Here is a 17,592-nt window from a genome sequence, read left to right on the forward strand (position 1 = left end):
CGCTGAACGCCAGGTCACCACAAGAAGCCCGCTCATTGAGCGGGCTTTTTTTTGCCTGCGATTCAGCAGGGCGACTCAACGGCGCGCATCGGCGCGACATCGCGTCGGCCCAAGAACACACACACCACCACCGCGGTAAGCAAGGTGAGCCCGGCCAACAATTGCAGCAACGTAGTAAACCCGGCGATGTAAGCCGTGCGCAGCACATCCAGTGGAATGTTCGTACTGGCGTGTCGGGCATCACCCATGACCAACTGCTGGGCAACCACTAAAACATCCTGAGCAGTACTCGCTGGTAGATGCTGCGCGATCAACGCGCTCAACACCGCCATGGTGATCGCCAGCGCTACACCTTCACTGGCGACCCGGGTTGTATTGAAAATCCCTGCCGCCATGCCTGCGCGTTCTTTTGGCACCACGCTGATTGCCAGGCCGTCCATCAAACCCCACGGCAACCCCGTACCCATCCCAATGACCAGCATCGCGGCCACAGCCTGCAGCGGCTGGCCGACCTCGACCCGGCTCAACCCGTACAGACCTGCTGCCGCGATCAGCAGGCCAATGGCACACAACAGGCCGGGCGACAGCCAGCGCGTCAGCGTCGCGGCAATGATCGGCACCACCAGCATCGGTGCCGACAGCGCCAGCATCATCAAGCCTGCGTCAAATGCACTGGCACCTTCCACACCGATAAACCGTAGCGGCAGCAGCACAATCAAGACGATGTAGCAGTAACAGGTGCCAATCGGCAGTAACTGCACGCCAAGAAAGCGCGCAAAGCGAAACAGCCGCAGGTCCAACATCGGTTGGCTTGCGCGGTTTTCAACCAGGATAAACGCCAGTAAAAACACCACCGTCGCCACCAGCAAAGAGAGGGTCGTGAAGGAGCTCCAACCCTGTTCCGGTGACAGGATCACCGCCGTGGTCAAGCTCACCAGCATGGCTGAAAACGTCAACACCCCGGCCACATCCAGGCGCAGTGCGTACGGGTCGAGGCTCTCACGCATTGTGGGCGCGGCAAATAATAGCGAGAGGCCGGCCAGCAAGGCGGTGGCGAGGAAAATCGCGCGCCAGCCCCATTGTTCGATCAGCCACCCTGACAGCAGCGGGCCAAACGCTAGGCCGGCGCCAAAGGTCGTGCCCAGCAGGCTGAAGGCGCGCGTTCTGGCATGGCCGTCAAATTCCTGGGCCAATGCCGCACAGCCGCTGGCTAATGCTGTCGCCGCTGCAACGCCTTGCACCCCGCGCAATATATCCAGCCAGAGTATGCCCGGCACCACGGCCAACAGCAGGGAAACCAGGCTGAACAGCGCCATTCCCCACAAGAACAAACGCCTGCGCCCATAGCGGTCAGCGAGGGTTCCGGCGGCCATCAACAGGCTGGCGAAACTGAGCATGAATGCGTTGGTGATCCACGCCAGCGGTGTGGGATGGGCTGCGAAGGTTTGACCGATAAAGGGCGTGGCCACCGCGCCTCCGGTAAAACTCATGGGCAGCACCAGGGCCGCCAGGCAGATCGCGGCCAAGATCGCATAGCGGCCATGCGTGGAGTGGTTTGCTGCGTTCATGGGGAATGTCCCGTTGATCTATCGAGATAAAGACTCTAATTAGGATGTAATCATCGATAAACAGGCTTACATTCCGCTCATAGCGGACTAAAAGGATGCAATGACGTGGCGGACAATCTCAACGGTGTGGTCGCCTTCGTCAAAACGGCAGAAGCCCTCAGCTTTACCGGGGCTGCCCGGGCGATGGGTATTTCCGCTTCGGCGGTCGGCAAAAACGTCGCCAAGCTGGAGGCCGAACTGAAGGTGCGGCTGTTGCACCGCAGTACTCGCAAAGTCAGCCTCACCGCCGAGGGCCAGCTGTTCTATGAGCGCAGTCGCAAAATCCTCGATGACCTGCAGGACGCCCGCGCCATGCTCTCCCATGCCATGCAGGCACCGCGTGGCAAGCTGCGGGTCAGCCTGCCCACCATCGGCTATCGCTTCCTCTTTCCCCATATGCTCGCATTCAGGCAAGCCTATCCGGAGATTGAGTTGGAACTGGATTTCAACGACCACCTAGTGGACGTGATCGAGGAGGGTTTCGACGTGGTGATCCGCAGCGGCGGCCTGGCCGACTCGACGCTGATGGCGCGTAAGCTCGGGCCGTTCAGGTTTGTACTGTGTGCGCCCCCAACGTACCTGCGGGCTAATGGCCGCCCAGCAACCCTCAGTGATCTTGAACACCACCAATGCCTGCGTTATCGGTTCGCTACCACCGGCAAAATCATGGACTGGAGCTTATCCGCCAACCCGGCGATCACTCAGTTGCGCCTGCCCACCGCACTGACCTTGAACAATATGGAAGCCATGCTCAGGGCGGCGATTGATGGCCATGGCATTGCCTACGTGCCGGACTTTCTGGCCCGTGAGGCGCTGGCTCAAGCACAGTTGGAAACCGTGTTGGACGGGCACGCTGATGACGAGGGCCAGTTCTGGGCGCTGTGGCCGTCCAGTCGGCATCTGTCGCCAAAAATCCGCGTGTTTGTGGACTTTGCCGCCGAGCATCTGTTCACACCCCCATCAACCGATAGCCCACCTGCAACTCGGTAATAAAATGCTGCGGTTGTGCCGGATCTGCTTCTAGTTTTTGCCGCAAGTGCGCCATGTGCACGCGCAAATAGTGCGCGCGATCCACGTAATCCAGGCCCCACACTTCCAGTAATAATTGACGGTGCGTCAGTACACGGCTCTGGCCGCGAATCATCGCGCAGAGCAAGCGGTACTCGATGGGCGTGAGGTGCACCGGCTGCCCCTGGCGCCATACCTCATGGGTTGCAAGGTCGACCTCAATCTCGCCAAACGCGACTTTGCTGGTGGCCGCCACGGCGCCGGTCTGCCCATGCCGGCGCAGTTGCGCGCGGATGCGGGCGAGCAACTCGGGCACGCCGAACGGCTTGGTCAGGTAGTCATCGGCCCCGGCGTCCAGGGCGGCGACTTTTTCTTCCTCGCGATCACGCGCCGACAGCACCAGAATCGGCACGGCCAGCCAGCCACGCAGTTCGCTGATCAGTTGCTTGCCATCGCCGTCCGGCAGGCCGAGGTCGACGATCACCAGGTCCGGTTGACGGCTGGCGGCATGGATCAGCGCACGTTTGACGCTGTCGGCCTCAAACACCTGAAAGCCTTCGTCTTGCAGGGCGATCCCGACGAAGCGGCGAATATTGGCTTCGTCTTCAACAATCAAAATGCGTGCAGTGCTCATAGGGCTTCCATAAGCGGCGGGGTGCCCGCCGGTAAGATAATGATGAAGTGCATGCCGCCCGCGTGGCCGGGGTTGGCTTCGATGCGCCCGCCATGGGCTTCAACGATGCGTTTGGCCAACGCCAGGCCCAGGCCGATGCCGGCGACGGACGATTCCTGCTGGCCGCGCGTGAAGGGTTCGAACAGATTGGCCGGGGCGCTGCCTGGGCCGTTGTCGCTGACCTCAAGCACGATGGTGTCGGCAACGGCGCGCGCCGCGACGGTAATGCGGGTGCCCGGCGGGGTGTACTTGGCGGCGTTGTCCAGCAGGTTGACCAGCACGCGCTCGATCAACAGCGCGTCGATTTCCACCAGCGGCAATTGCGGGTCCAGTGTGGTGTTTAGGCGGTGGCGCGCCAGTGGCTCACGCAGTTGGCGCAGCGCACTGCCGACGATTTCTTCCAGCGAATGCCATTGGCGGTTCAGGCGCACACCGCGTTCCTGCATGCGCGCCATGTCCAGCAGGTTTTCGATCAGCCGCTGCATGGAGGTGGCCTGTTCATGAATGCCAGTGAGCAATTCGGTTAGCGGACCGGGCGGGGCATGGGGCAGGGCGGTGTCGGCGGCGCCGATCAGTGTGGTCAGCGGTGTGCGCAGGTCGTGGGAAATCGCCGCGAGCAAGGTGTTGCGCATTTTCTCGCCTTCCATCTGTACCAGCGTGCTTTGCGCCACTTCGACGAAGTGCACGCGCTCCAGTGCAATCGCCAGTTGGCTCATGCAGGCTTCCAGCAGCCGGCGTTCCTGCGGGTCGCTCAAGCGTTCACTCTGCGCCAGCTCCAGCACCAGTACGCCGCGTACACGCATCGGCGCTTTGAGCGGCCAGTAGCAGCCCTTGGCCGCCGATAAGGTGTCGGTGCCGTGGCCGGCGGCTTGGCCATGGTCGTAGGTCCATTGGGCGATGCTGTCGTCGATCGGCAACCCGCTGGCACTCACGCTGTGCACGCCATCGGCGGCATCCGGCAGCGCCAGGCCGACCCGCGCTTCGAACACGCCGCTGAAGGTGCGGAGGGCCACTTCACTGATTTGCTCCACGGTCAGCGCCGCCGACAGGTCGCGGGCCAGCCGCGCCAATGAGGTGGCGCGCCGTTCGCGGGCGGCGGCGGTGCGTGCTTCGTGGCGCAGGCGCGCGGTGAGTTGCCCGGTGATCAGGGCGATGCCGAGCATCAATGCAAAGGTGAAGAAATACTGGGTGTCATTGACGGTGAACGAGTAGCGCGGCTGCACGAAAAAGAAGTCGAAACACAGCACCGCGAGCATCGCCGCCCATACGCCGGGGCCGCGCCCTAAACGCAGGGCCACCAGCACCACCGTGAGCAAAAACAGCATGACCACGTTGGCCAGGTCGAACACCTGCAGCAGCAGGGCGGCGACGGCACTGGCGGCGAAACACGCCAGGCTGGCCCACAGATACGCCAGCGTTGTACCGGCAGCCGGTGCAGTTTTTTCGATGAGCGGCGGCTTGCCCGGCAACAGCCCATGAGCAATCACGATCTGATCGATTTGCGGATGGTGCCGGCTGATCCGGTCGCTGACCGACTGGTGCCAGAACCGCCACGTCTGGCGTGGATGGTGGCCGAGCACCAGGCGATTGGCGTTGTGCTCGCGGGCGCAGGCGGCCAGCGCCTCGGCCACGTCCATGCCCGGCAGCGTCGCGGTGTCGGCGCCGAATTCGGCGGCCAATGCCAAGGTTTTCATCGCGGTCAGGTAGCGCCTGGCGCCGCGGCCTTGGTGCGCGGCCACGTGCACCACGATCCAGTCGGCTTCGAGTTTTTGCGCCAGGCGCGCCGCTTCGCGCACCAGACGCTCATCGCCGGCATCGCCCGCCACGCCAACCAACAGCCGCTCGCGGGCCGGCCACAAGGTACTGATCGAGCGTTCGCGGCGGTACACACGCATTTGCGTATCGACGCGGTCGGCCGTGCGGCGCAGCGCCAGCTCACGCAATGCCAACAGGTTGCCCTTGCGGAAAAAATGCCGCGAGGCGCGCTCCGCCTGTGGGCCCAGGTACACCTTGCCGTCCTTCAAGCGTTGCAGCAGATCATCGGGCGGCAGGTCGATCACCACCACTTCGTGGGCGTTATCGAACACATGATCCGGCACCGTTTCGCGTACGCGAATGCCGATGATCCCACTGACCAGATCATTCAGGCTTTCCAGGTGCTGGACGTTGAGGGTGGTCCACACATCAATGCCGGCGCTGAGCAGTTCTTCAACGTCTTGCCAGCGCTTGGGGTGGCGCGAACCGGGCACGTTGCTGTGGGCCAATTCGTCCACCAACACCACGGTGGGGTGCCGGCGCAGGGCAGCATCGAGGTCGAATTCGCTGAGGGCGAACTCGCGGTGCAACAGGGCGGCACGGGGCAGTTGTTCCAGGCCGTCGAGCAACTCGGCGGTCTCGGCGCGGCCATGGGTTTCCACCACGCCTGCGAGGACGTCACGGCCCAGGGCGACTTCGCGTTGCGCCGCCGCGAGCATGGCGCAGGTCTTGCCCACCCCGGCATTGGAGCCGAAGTAGATACGCAATTTGCCGCGCAAGGCGGCCTGTTCTTCCAGCTGTACCCGTGCCAGCAGGGCGTCGGGGTCGGGGCGGTCATCGTTTAATGCGGGCATGTCATTCCTGTTGAATACAACACATTTAACTGTGGGAGCTGGCTTGCCTGCGATGGCGGCGAGTCAGTCAGTACAGGGCTAGCTGACCCACCGCTATCGCAGGCAAGCCAGCTCCCACATTGGGCTTCGGTGCTACACGAGACCTAATCCGGTCAATAGCATGTCGATCAACTTGATCCCGGCGAACGGCACCAACACCCCGCCCAGGCCGTAGATCAGCAAGTTGCGGTTAAGCAACGCCGCCGCACCGATCGCGCGGTAGGTCACCCCGCGCAGCGCCAGCGGAATCAACGCGACAATGATCAGCGCGTTAAAAATCACCGCGCTGAGAATCGCCGAGTTGGGGCTGCTCAGGTGCATCATGTTCAACGCGCCGAGCTGCGGGTAGGTGGCAACAAACGCCGCCGGGATAATTGCGAAGTACTTCGCCACGTCATTCGCCACGCTGAAGGTGGTGAGGGCGCCACGGGTCATCAGCATCTGTTTGCCGACCTCGACCACTTCGATCAGCTTGGTCGGGTTGCTGTCGAGGTCGACCATGTTGCCGGCCTCTTTCGCCGCTTGGGTGCCGCTGTTCATCGCCACCGCCACGTCGGCCTGGGCCAGCGCCGGTGCGTCGTTGGTGCCGTCGCCGGTCATGGCCACCAGCTTGCCCTGGGCCTGGTAGTCGCGGATCAGTTGCAGCTTGTCTTCCGGGCGGGCCTCGGCGAGGAAGTCATCCACCCCGGCTTCCACCGCAATCGCGGCGGCGGTCAGGCGGTTGTCGCCGGTGATCATCACGGTCTTGATGCCCATGCGCCGCAGTTCGGCGAAGCGCTCCTTGATGCCGCCTTTGACCACGTCCTTGAGCTCTACCACGCCCAACGCTTTGGCACCGTCGCACACCACCAGCGGGGTGCTGCCGCGCCGTGACACTTCATCGACCTTGGCCTGCAACGCCGCCGGGAAACTCCCACCCTGGGCTTCGATATGGCTGCGAATCGCATCCGCCGCGCCTTTGCGAATCGCCCGGCCTTCGGGCAGGTCTACGCCGCTCATGCGGGTTTGCGCGGTGAAGTGCACAAAGCTGGCGCCCAGGGCGTTGATGTCCCGCGCGCGGATGTCGAATTTCTGTTTGGCCAGCACCACGATGCTGCGGCCTTCTGGGGTTTCATCCGCCAGCGACGCGAGCTGCGCGGCATCGGCCAGCTCGGCTTCTTTCACGCCCGGTGCTGGCAAAAAGCTGCTGGCCTGGCGATTGCCCAGGGTGATGGTGCCGGTCTTGTCCAGCAGCAACACGTCGACATCGCCCGCGGCCTCGACCGCACGGCCGGAGGTGGCGATGACGTTCGCCGACATCATCCGGCTCATGCCCGCCACGCCGATGGCCGAGAGCAGGCCGCCGATAGTGGTGGGGATCAGGCACACCAGCAATGCCACCAACACCGTGGCGCTGATCACGCTGCCGCTGCCGCTCATGGCCACGGCGAAAATCGAGTAAGGGCTGAGCGTGGCGATCACCAGCAGGAACAACAGGGTCAGGCCCACCAGTAAAATCGTCAGCGCGACTTCGTTGGGGGTCTTCTGGCGCTTGGCCGATTCAACCATCGAAATCATGCGGTCCAGGAACGATTCGCCGGGGTTGACGCTGATGCGCACCACCAGCCAATCCGACAGCACCCGCGTGCCGCCGGTGACCGAGGAAAAGTCGCCACCGGCCTCGCGAATCACCGGCGCCGATTCGCCAGTGATTGCGCTTTCATCCACCGAGGCCACGCCTTCAATCACCACGCCGTCCAGCGGCACCAGGTCGCCGGCTTCGATCAACACCACGTTGTCTTTGCGCAGCAGGCTGGCTTCCAGCGGCAACCAGGCCGCACCGTGGCGCGGCTGCTGCAGCAACTTGGCCAGGGTCTGGCGTTTCATGCCGCGCAGGCTGGCGGCCTGGGCGCGGCTGCGACCTTCGGCCAGGGCTTCGGCGAAGTTGGCGAACAGCACGGTGAACCACAACCACAAGGTGATGCTGAGGATAAAACCGCTGGGCGCTTCACCCTTGCCGCCCAGGGACTGGAACCACAGCAGAGTGGTGAGGATGCTGCCCAGGTACACCACGAACATCACCGGGTTTTTCCATTGGGCCTGGGGCAGCAGTTTCTTCAACGCATCGACGCCGGCGGTGAGCACGATGCGTCGGTCAAACAGGGGTAAACGAGCATTCTTCATGAGGGCAATCTCTTACTCACTGACCGCAATAGAGGGCTGACGTGCATCCAGCGCCAAGTTGAGTTGCAGCACGTTCACCCGTGGCTCGCCAAGCAAGCCGAGGGTGCGCGCGGCGGTGTGGTCGTTGAGCAGTTGCAGCAGCTCGGCTTCGGGGATGTGCCGCAGGCGCGCTACTCGGGCCAGTTGCAGCCGGGCGTTGACCACCGAGATATGTGGGTCGAGGCCCGATGCGGAGGCGGTGACTGCGTCCACTGGCACCTGGGCATCGGCGGCCAGGCCGTTGGCCTGGCGATAGGCCTTGGCCCGCGCCGCCACTTGGTCCAGCAGTTTCTGGCTGGTCGGGCCCAAATTGCTGGCGCCGCTGGAACCGGCGTTGTACGGCTGCGAAATGCTTTTGCTCGGGTCTTGCGGATCGGCGCCGAGGGTCATGCTCGGGCGGCCCTGGAAGTACTCAGGCTTCGTGAAGTGTTGGCCGATCAACGCCGAGCCGATCACCAGCCCGTCGCGTTCAATCAGCGAGCCATTGGCCTGATACGGGAGCAACAGTTGCGCGGCCAGGGTGGTGAAGGCGGGGTACGCCAGCCCGGTCAGCAGCATGAAAAACACCGCCGACACCAGCACCGGACGCAGCAGCCCTTTGAATATCGATTGAGTCGTCATCAACATGTCCTTAGTTGTACGTCTGGCCGGACAGCAACTGCAGTTGCTCCACCAGCGGGCCGAGCGCGAGCGCCGGCAAGAAGGTCAGGCCACCGACCACCAGCACCACGAACACCACCAGCAGCATGAACAGCGGGGTCGCGGTGGGGATGGTGCCGGCGCCGGCCGGTACGGTCTTTTTCATCGCCAGGGAACCGGCCACGGCAAGCATCGGCAGCATGGTGAAGAAGCGTCCGATCAACATCGCCAGGCCAATGGTGGTGTTGAAAAACGGCGTGTTGGCGTTCAGCCCGGCAAACGCCGAACCGTTGTTGGCGGTGCCCGAGGTGTAGGCGTAGAGCACCTCGCTGAAACCGTGGGGGCCGAGGTTGTTGAGGCTGGCCAGGGTGTCCGGCCACAGGGCGGCGAGGGCGGTGAAACCGAGGATGCTGATGGGGTGCGCTAGCACCGAGAGCATCACCAGTTTCATCTCGCGGGCCTCGATTTTCTTGCCGAGGAATTCCGGGCTGCGGCCGATCATCATGCCCACCAGGAACACGGTGAGTAGCGCGTACTGGATCAGGTTGATAAAGCCCACGCCGTCACCGCCGAACACGCAGTTGAGCATCATCTGCGCCAGCGGCACGAAGCCGCCCATGGGCGTCAGCGAGTCATGCATGGTGTTGACCGAGCCGGTAGTGGCAGCGGTGGTGGTGGCGATAAACAGGCTGCTGTCGGCGATGCCAAAGCGCAATTCCTTGCCTTCCATGTTGCCGCCGCTTTGCTCGATCGACAGCGTCTGGTTGGCGCCGGCCTGGGTCAGCAGTGGGTTGCCGGTTTGCTCGGCGCCATACACCAGCGCCAGGAAGCCGATAAACATCACCAGGAAGGTGCCGAAAAACACCCAGCCCTGACGGCGTTGCACCAGCATGCTGCCAAAGGTGTAGGTCAGTGCCGACGGGATCAACAGCATGCTGAGGATGTGCAGGATGTTGGTCAGCGGCGTCGGGTTTTCGAACGGATGCGCGGCGTTCATGCTGAAGAAGCCGCCGCCGTTGGTGCCGATATGCTTGATCGATTCAAAGCTGGCGACTGCGCCGACAATCAACTGTTGCTGCGCGCCCTCAAGCGTCGTTGCCAAGGCTTGAGAGGCGAAGGTCTGCGGCATGCCTTGCCACACATAGACCAGCGCCATGCCCACGCACAGCGGCAGCATCACCCGGTAAAGGGTGCGGGTGAAGTCGACCCAGAAGTTGCCGATATCGGCTGAGCTCGAACGGCTCAATCCACGAATAAAACCTGCCGCCGCGACCACGCCGGACGTGGCACCGACAAACATCAGAAAGGTGATGACCGCCATCTGGCTGAAGTTCGACAGGCTGGTTTCGCCCGAGTACGCCTGCCAGTTGGTGTTGGTAATAAAGGACGCGGCGGTGTTGAACGCCAGGTCCGGGGTTTGTGCGGCCAGCCCCAGCGGGTTGATGGGCATCACCGCCTGCAAACGCAGGACGATATAGCCGAGCAGCATCATTGCCGCGTTCGACAGCAGCAACGCTGAGCCATAGCGGGCCCAGCCCATGGTCTCTAACGGGTTGATGCCCAGCAGGCGATAGGTACCGCGTTCCGGCAGGGCGTGGTGGGTCCCGGTGAATACCCGGGTCAGCCACTTGCCCATCAGCACGGCGAGCGCGGTCATCAACCCCAGGACCAGCGCAAATTCCAGCAAAGTGCTTAACATGTCGTGGCTCCGTTCAAATCTTGCCCATGGCGACAATGGCCATGGCAGTCGCACTAAAGAACACCAGGGAGAGGCCCATAAACATCACGTCGTACATGGCGAGCTCCCTAGAACTTTTCGGCGCGAATGAGGGCGTAGCCCAAGTAAGCGAACAGCCCGACGGCACATAAACCGCTGGCGACATAAATGAAGGTCAGTGTGAGCACGGTGTAACTCCCCTTGTTGAATAAGCCGGCGAGGTTAAGCGCTTGGGTATCAAGCTCGGGCACTGATTACGGGGGGCGGTATTAAGACGGTATATAGATGGGTTTTTGCCGGGCGAACGAAAACAAGGGATAGCCCGGTGCTGGGGTATCCCTTGAAAGTCTGGGGTTCTGCTGATTTCGCTGATCAGCTTATTTGGCTTTCTTTTTCTTTTCGCCACGGGTGGCGAGGTGCTCGAAGCAAAACGCAGCGGTGCCGAAGAGCGCAATCATTGACAGGACGACCATGCCTAACGTTGAACTTTCCACGATGACTTCCTACGGGTGATTAGGGCAGGACGTGACGGTAGAGGGTGCGGGGTTAGTTGCTCAATAGAGGCGACGTAATCGTTATGGCGAATAGGCTATTTATACGCATTCTTTACGGATGATCAGCGATTTGGCGGTCACGGGCGCGCGCCCATTACGGATTAAGGCACCCGCGCGCTGCGCACTGTTCGGTAACTTGGAGCGCAATGCTCATAGCAGCGAAGATCAACTGAACTGTGCCGGGGCGTCATGACGTGGGGGAATACCCCCATGCTCATTGGTCAATTGCGTCACTTGCCGCTTAAACGGTTATCTATAGCCACGCGAAGACTTCCAGGCGGGCTTCCGGCAGCAGGACGCTGCAGTGCCCGCTCTCTAATAGCCTTTCGAGGCGATAAAAATAGTCTGCAAGGGGAATGGCAATCTATGAAATATCCTTTACGTGCGTGGGTGTTCTGGCCAACGTTTCTGATTCTGCTGGCGGCGGTGATCGCCAGCTACATTGACCTGAATGCATTCCTTGCGATCAGCAAACAGCTCAACAGTGTGATCCTCAAGAACTTCTCGTGGCTGTTCAGTGCCGGCGCGTTTGCCATGGTGGTGTTGACCGCTATCGTCTATCTCTCGCCCCTGGGCACGGTGCGCATTGGAGGTAAAGACGCCCAGCCGTTGCTGAGCAAATGGCGTTGGTTCATGGTCGCGCTGTGCACCACGCTGGCGGTGGGTGTGTTGTTCTGGACCACCGCCGAGCCGCTCTATCACCTGTACGGGCCGCCCAGCAGCCTGCCGATCGAAGCGGGCAGCGGCGCCGCAAAAAGCTTCGCCATGTCGACGATGTTCCTGCATTGGACCCTCACGCCCTATGCCATTTACCTGGTGCCTTCGCTGGTGTTTGCGCTGGTGTTCTATAACCGTCGCAGTCATTTCTCTATCGGCGCCATGCTTGAGCCGCTGCTGGGTGAAGCACGGGTCAGGCGCTACGCAGGGCTGATCGACACCCTGGCGATGTTCGCCCTGGTGGCCGGCATGGCCTCGTCCCTGGGCACGGGCGCGCTGACCTTGTCGGGCGGCCTGAGCCAATACATCGGCGGTGAAACCACGCCTTTGCGCCTGGCGATCATCATCGCGATCATTGTGCTCACCTTTGTCGCCTCGGCGGCCAGCGGCTTACAGCGTGGCATCGTGAGGCTGTCGTCGTTGAACACCTGGATCATGCTGGCCCTGGGGCTGTTCGTGCTGCTGTGCGGGCCGACCCTGTACATGTTCAGCCTGGGTGTGGAATCACTGGGCGTTTACCTCGACACCTTTTTCAGCCGCAGCCTGTTCACCGGCACCGCCAGTGGCGACACCTGGCCGCAGAGCTGGACGGTGTTCTACTGGTCGGTGTGGTTTGCCTGGGCACCGGTGAGTGCGATGTTCCTTGGCAAGATCGGCCGTGGCTACACCGTGCGTGAGTTCATCCATATCAACATGCTGTACCCGGCATTGTTCACTGCGGTTTGGATTTGCATCTTCTCCGGCACCAGCCTGTACTTCGACGCTGTGGGCGAGGGCAGCCTCAACCGGGTGCTGAACGAGCAGGGCGTGGAGCACGTGCTGTACCAGATGTTCCAGCAATTGCCGGCCAGCGGCGTGATGATCGCGTTCCTGCTGTTTGTGGCGTTCATCACATTTGTGACGGCAGCGGACTCCAGCACCGATGTGATCGCTAACCTGTGCAGCAAAGGTGTGACCGCCGACTCCGACCTGGACGGCAACCCAATGTTGAAGATTGTGTGGGGCGTGATCATTGGCACGGTGTCGTGGGTGATGGTCGCCTTTGTCGGCATCGACGGGGTAAAAATGCTCTCCAACCTCGGTGGCTTACCCGGAATGATCCTGGTGCTGCTGGCCAGTACCTCGCTGATCTTCTGGCTGAAGGACCCGGCGCTGCTCGATGTGAAAAGCCTGCAGCCGGCCGCCGAGCCCGGCTCACTTGGTGCGAGCCCCGTTGCGGAATTTGCCCGCTAAAGCATGAATCCTGTGTGTCTCCCTGCGCGCTCCCTGCCGAGCGCAGGGGAGCCGTTTGTTCGCAATAAATGTGTTGGAGTTACCGATGAAAATCGTTACCGAATTTGCCTACAAGGTCCGTGAAATCGAGCATTGCCTGATCCCCCTGAAGGACGGCACCCAACTGGCCGCGCGCATCTGGCTGCCCGATATCGCCGGTGGGCAGACCTTCCCGGCAATCCTGGAATACCTGCCGTACCGCAAGCGCGACGGCACTGCGGTGCGCGATGCGCTGACCCATCCGTGGATGGCGGGCCAGGGCTATGTCTGTGTGCGCGTGGACATGCGTGGCAATGGCGAATCCCAGGGGCTGATGGCCGACGAATACCTGCTGCAGGAACAGGACGACGCCCTCGAAGTCATCGACTGGCTGTGCCAGCAACCTTGGTGCGACGGCAACGTCGGCATGATGGGCATCTCGTGGGGCGGCTTTAACGGCCTGCAAGTGGCGGCACGCCAGCCCGAGGCACTGAAGGCGATCATCACGCTGTGCTCCACCGATGACCGGTATGGCGACGACATCCACTACAAAGGCGGCAACCTGCTGATGGAGAACTTCGGCTGGGCCGCGACGATGCTCAACTTCAGCGCTGCGGTGCCCGACCCGGTGCTGGTCGGCGACGCCTGGAAAACCCTCTGGCAGCAACGCCTGGAGGCCATGCCGCTGCTCGCCGAAACCTGGCTGCATCACCAGACCCGCGATGACTACTGGCGCCACGGTTCGGTGTGCGAGGACTACTCGAAGATCAAGGCGGCGGTCTACGCCGTGGGCGGCTGGGGCGATGCCTACCGCAACACGGTGTCGCGCATGATGGAGCACTTGCCGGGGCCGAAGAAAGCCATGATTGGCCCGTGGATTCACAAGTATCCGCATTTCGCCGTGCCCAATCCGGCCATCGGCTTCCTGCAAGAAGCAAAAAGATGGTGGGATCACTGGCTGAAGGGCATCGAAAATGGGGTGATGGATGACGCTGCCTGCACTTTTTACCTACAGGACATTCTGTCGCCGAAGGGCAGTTATGCTGAGCGGCCGGGCATCTGGGTGCAGACGTCCGGGTGGCCGGACCCGCAGGTGCAGTGGACCGATTTCAGCCTCGATGAGCGCGGCCTCAACCCCGGCAACCAGGCGCTGGTCGCTGCGCGCAGCATTTGTTCGCCGCTGACCACCGGCCTGCATCAGGGCGAATACTGCGCCATCTGGTTTGGCCCCGACGGGCCGACGGACCAGCGCCGCGATGATGCCCACTCGCTGTGCTTCGACTCCCCGCCGCTGACCGAAACCCTGGCGCTGTTGGGGGATGCGCGCCTCACGCTGCGCCTGGCCAGTGACACCGCCTGTGGGCAATTGGTGGCGCGTCTGAATGCGGTGGCGCCGGATGGGCAAGTCACGCAGATCAGTTACGGCGTGCTGAATCTCAAGCTTCGCGAAGACTTTTCCCGCGTCACGCCGGTTGTGCCAGGCGAACCGATGGACGTGCACCTGAACCTGGACAATATCGGCATGCGCCTGCCCGCCGGTTACCGTTTGCGCTTGGCCCTGAGTACCGCCAGTTTCCCGTTGCTGTGGCCGAGCCGCGAGCTGACCACCCTGACCCTGCTGCCGAGCCTGCAAAGCCTGCAACTGCCGATCTTTACCGGCGATGCAGTGGCATGCCCATTCGATGCGCCGCAAGCGGCAACCCCGGCTGCGCTGGAAGTCCTGCGTGCCGCCGCGCCGAAACGCACCTTGATCGAAGACGTGGGCAGTGGCGAAGTCTGTGTGAAGATCGAGGACGACCTCGGCGCGGTGCGCTTTACCGATCATGGCTTATCTGTAGATCAGCGCTGCACCGAGCAATACCGCACGTTGCCTTGGGACCCGCTGTCGACCCGTGCCGATATCTACTGGCATTACCGTGTCAGCCGCGATGCCTGGGCCGTGGAGGTGGAAAGCAGCCTGAGCGTGCACGCCGACGCCGAGTGGTTCTACGTGGAAGCGGAACAGACGGCCTGGGAAAATGGCCAGCTGGAACATCGTCGGCAATGGAGCAAACGCGTGGCCAGGGTCGCGCTGTGAGTAAGCAACTGGCAGGATGCTTGCCAACGTGATCTCCACGGGCCTGGGTAAACCTGGGCCCGTTTCTGCTATTGGGGCTATTCATGTCGCGCCGAAACGTCGATCTTCCGCCACTCAACTGCTTGCAGACCTTCGAAGCGGCTGCCCGCCATTTGAGTTTTACCCAGGCTGCCCATGAACTGAACTTGACCCAAAGCGCAGTCAGCCGACAGGTCAAGCGCCTGGAAGAAGACCTGGCCCGCCCGCTGTTTTACCGGCTGGCACTGGGGCTGAGCCTGACGCCAGCGGGGCTGCGCTACTTTCGCACCGTGCAGCGCCTGTTGCGCGAACTCGACCGTGAGTCCGCCGAGTTGCGCCGTCGCGGTGCCGACCGCCAGTTGACCCTGGCCAGTACGCCCACCATCAGTACCATCTGGCTTGCTGGCCTGCTGCCGCAATTTCAGCGCGAGCACCCAGACCTGGATATCCGCATTCTGTGCAGCGAAAGCCCCAGCCATTTGGATGTGAATGAATATGACCTGGGCTTGTTCTATCACCTCGATGAGCTGCCGGCGCCCCTCGGCCTGGAGTTATCGCCGGTATTCGACAGCGAGCAGGTGATTACCGTGTGCAGCCCTGGCTATATCGAGCGTCACGGGCCGATTCACGACCTGCAACACTTGCTTCACGCCCACACCTTGCTGATCGTTGAGGACCATCACAACGACTGGCTGACCTGGACCGACTGGTTTGCCGATGTCGGTGCCCAGTACCACACCCCGCGCCATGCGCTGCGCACCAACAGCTATCAACTGTTGATGCAGTCGGCGGTCATGGGGCACGGCGTCGCCCTGGGCTGGAAGAGCCTGCTGGCGGGTGAACTGGCCGCTGGGCGCCTGCAAATGGCCCTGCCGCACACCCTGCACAGCCGTGGCCGCCTGCACTTGATGCAACCTCATCACCGCAACCCGCCGTCGGCGGCGCGCAGTTTTCGCCAATGGTTGCTGGCTCACACCAGCCGCTTGAATGCCTCCCCTTAACCACCGACTGTTCTCATGAGCCTGACATTCCTGACCTTTCCTGCGCTGTACAGCGCCACCATCTTGATGCTCACCGGCAACGGGCTGTTTTTCAGTTTTATCGGCCTGCGCCTGAGCAGCCAGGGCATCAACGAGGTGTGGATCGGCGCGCTGACGGCGGCGTATTACGCCGGCATGGTCTGCGGCGCCAAGTTCGGCCACCGCATGATTGCCGGCGTCGGGCATGTGCGCTCGTATGTGGCGTGTGCCGGGGCCGCCACCATCATCGTGTTGCTGCATGTGCTGTTCGAGCAGTTGGAGTTCTGGCTGGTGCTGCGGTTTGTGATGGGCCTGGTGATGATGAACCAATACATGGTCATCGAAAGCTGGCTGAACGAGCAGGCGGAAAACAACCAGCGCGGTGCGGTATTTGCCGGCTACATGGTGGCGGTGTCTTTGGGCCTGATGCTGGGGCAGGGCGTGTTGATCTGGCGGCCCGAGCTGGACTTTAAACCCCTGGTGATCGTCGCGATCTGCTTTGCCGCCTGCCTGTTGCCGGTGACCATGACCCGGCGCCTGCATCCGGCCAAGCTGGTGGCAGCGCCGCTGGAAGTGGGGTTTTTCTGGCAACGGGTGCCCCAGGCGCTGACCACGGTATTTGTGACGGGCCTTATGATCGGCGCGTTTTATGCGCTGGCCCCGGTATTCGCCACGCGCAACGGCCTGAGCACCGCCCAGGCGAGTACCTTTGTCGCGGTGTCGATCTTTGCCGGGCTGTGTGGCCAGTGGCCGATAGGCTGGCTGTCGGACCGCATCGATCGCTCGCGGCTGATTCGCGCCTGCGCATTGGCCTTGGGCCTGGTGGTGATTCCGCTGTGGGGGCTGGTGCAACTGCCGTATACCTTGTTGCTGGTGTTCGGCTTTCTCAGCGGTTTGCTGCTGTTCACCCTTTACCCGCTGGCGGTGGCGCTGGCCAATGACAACGTCGAACAGCCCCGGCGTGTGCCCTTGAGTGCCATGATGCTCGCCACCCACGGCATCGGTGCCAGCCTGGGCCCGATGCTCAGCGGCGCGCTGATGAACAGCTACGGGCATGGCGCGTTTTACATGCTGTTTTCGGCCTGTGCGCTGTTGCTGATCTGGCGTGTGCAACCCAAGAAGGTCACGGGTGAATACCTTGTCGAAGGGGCGCCGCTGCACCACGTGGCCATGCCCGAACATCCGATGGGGGGCATGGCGGTGGTACTCGACCCTCGGGTGGACGAAATTCCCGAGGAACTGGTGATCAACGACCCCGCGCCCGAGAGCAAGCCGTGAAGGCTGCTTGGCTTGATAGCTATTTGGCTTTTTTCTTGCGCGGCTGGCGCGTAGCCAAGTGCTCGAAGCAAAACGCGGCGGTGCCGAATACGGCGATAACGGTCAGTACGAGCATGCCGAGGGTTGAGCTTTCCACGGTGATTTCCTACGTGATGGGGTAGGCAATTACGGTAGAGGTACGGCG

General features: G+C 62.2%; 12 protein-coding genes. 5 read left to right on the top strand and 7 right to left on the bottom strand.

All coding sequences use genetic code 11. The features are described from left to right. Window positions 1-62 precede the first annotated feature (62 nt). Entirely contained in the window at window positions 63-1,568 is a 1,506-nt protein-coding gene (locus ACI77I_RS22985) for an MFS transporter (protein WP_406998498.1), read from the bottom strand. A 105-nt stretch (window positions 1,569-1,673) separates the two neighbouring features. On the opposite strand from ACI77I_RS22985, the gene ACI77I_RS22990 reads away from it, so the two are divergent. Beyond that, window positions 1,674-2,597, top strand: a complete 924-nt coding sequence (locus tag ACI77I_RS22990) for a LysR family transcriptional regulator (protein WP_406998499.1) — start codon at window positions 1,674-1,676, stop codon at window positions 2,595-2,597. On the opposite strand, the gene ACI77I_RS22995 is transcribed toward ACI77I_RS22990, so the two are convergent. The 6 genes from ACI77I_RS22995 to kdpF all read right to left on the bottom strand — a co-directional run bounded on the left by ACI77I_RS22995 (window position 2,557) and on the right by kdpF (window position 10,682). Further along, the gene (locus tag ACI77I_RS22995; protein WP_242155245.1) at window positions 2,557-3,249 is read right to left on the bottom strand and encodes a response regulator; all 693 of its coding nucleotides are present in this window, start codon (window positions 3,247-3,249) and stop codon (window positions 2,557-2,559) included. The two genes, ACI77I_RS22990 and ACI77I_RS22995, sit on opposite strands and share 41 nt — an antisense overlap. Next, window positions 3,246-5,897, bottom strand: coding sequence for a DUF4118 domain-containing protein (locus tag ACI77I_RS23000; RefSeq protein WP_406998500.1), 2,652 nt, complete (start codon window positions 5,895-5,897; stop codon window positions 3,246-3,248). Before ACI77I_RS23000 ends, ACI77I_RS22995 begins: the two co-directional genes overlap by 4 nt. Before the next feature lie 132 nt (window positions 5,898-6,029). Further along, complete coding sequence (gene kdpB / locus ACI77I_RS23005) at window positions 6,030-8,099, bottom strand: potassium-transporting ATPase subunit KdpB (protein ID WP_406998501.1); 2,070 nt, start codon at window positions 8,097-8,099, stop codon at window positions 6,030-6,032. Between the two features lie 12 nt (window positions 8,100-8,111). Beyond that, window positions 8,112-8,759, bottom strand: coding sequence for a K(+)-transporting ATPase subunit C (kdpC, locus tag ACI77I_RS23010; RefSeq protein ID WP_094953569.1), 648 nt, complete (start codon window positions 8,757-8,759; stop codon window positions 8,112-8,114). Window positions 8,760-8,769: 10 nt separating this feature from the next. Then, window positions 8,770-10,476, bottom strand: coding sequence for a potassium-transporting ATPase subunit KdpA (gene kdpA / locus ACI77I_RS23015; protein WP_094953568.1), 1,707 nt, complete (start codon window positions 10,474-10,476; stop codon window positions 8,770-8,772). A gap of 107 nt (window positions 10,477-10,583) precedes the next feature. Then, the gene (kdpF, locus tag ACI77I_RS23020) at window positions 10,584-10,682 is read right to left on the bottom strand and encodes a K(+)-transporting ATPase subunit F (protein ID WP_053255293.1); all 99 of its coding nucleotides are present in this window, start codon (window positions 10,680-10,682) and stop codon (window positions 10,584-10,586) included. A gap of 732 nt (window positions 10,683-11,414) precedes the next feature. On the opposite strand from kdpF, the gene ACI77I_RS23025 reads away from it, so the two are divergent. From ACI77I_RS23025 to ACI77I_RS23040, 4 genes are all read left to right on the top strand, one after another. After that, a complete protein-coding gene (locus tag ACI77I_RS23025) occupies window positions 11,415-12,998 on the top strand; it encodes a BCCT family transporter (protein WP_406998502.1) in 1,584 nt (527 codons plus the stop codon). 85 nt (window positions 12,999-13,083) lie between these two features. Beyond that, window positions 13,084-15,093: a CocE/NonD family hydrolase gene (locus ACI77I_RS23030; RefSeq protein WP_406998503.1), complete on the top strand. Its 2,010-nt coding sequence runs from the start codon at window positions 13,084-13,086 to the stop codon at window positions 15,091-15,093. A gap of 83 nt (window positions 15,094-15,176) precedes the next feature. Next, window positions 15,177-16,112, top strand: coding sequence for a LysR substrate-binding domain-containing protein (locus ACI77I_RS23035; RefSeq protein WP_263274809.1), 936 nt, complete (start codon window positions 15,177-15,179; stop codon window positions 16,110-16,112). Window positions 16,113-16,127: 15 nt separating this feature from the next. Continuing rightward, window positions 16,128-17,408: an MFS transporter gene (locus ACI77I_RS23040; RefSeq protein ID WP_094952117.1), complete on the top strand. Its 1,281-nt coding sequence runs from the start codon at window positions 16,128-16,130 to the stop codon at window positions 17,406-17,408. Window positions 17,409-17,592 lie beyond the last annotated feature (184 nt).

Source organism: Pseudomonas sp. D47 (genome assembly GCF_045447305.1).
Taxonomy (GTDB): domain Bacteria; phylum Pseudomonadota; class Gammaproteobacteria; order Pseudomonadales; family Pseudomonadaceae; genus Aquipseudomonas.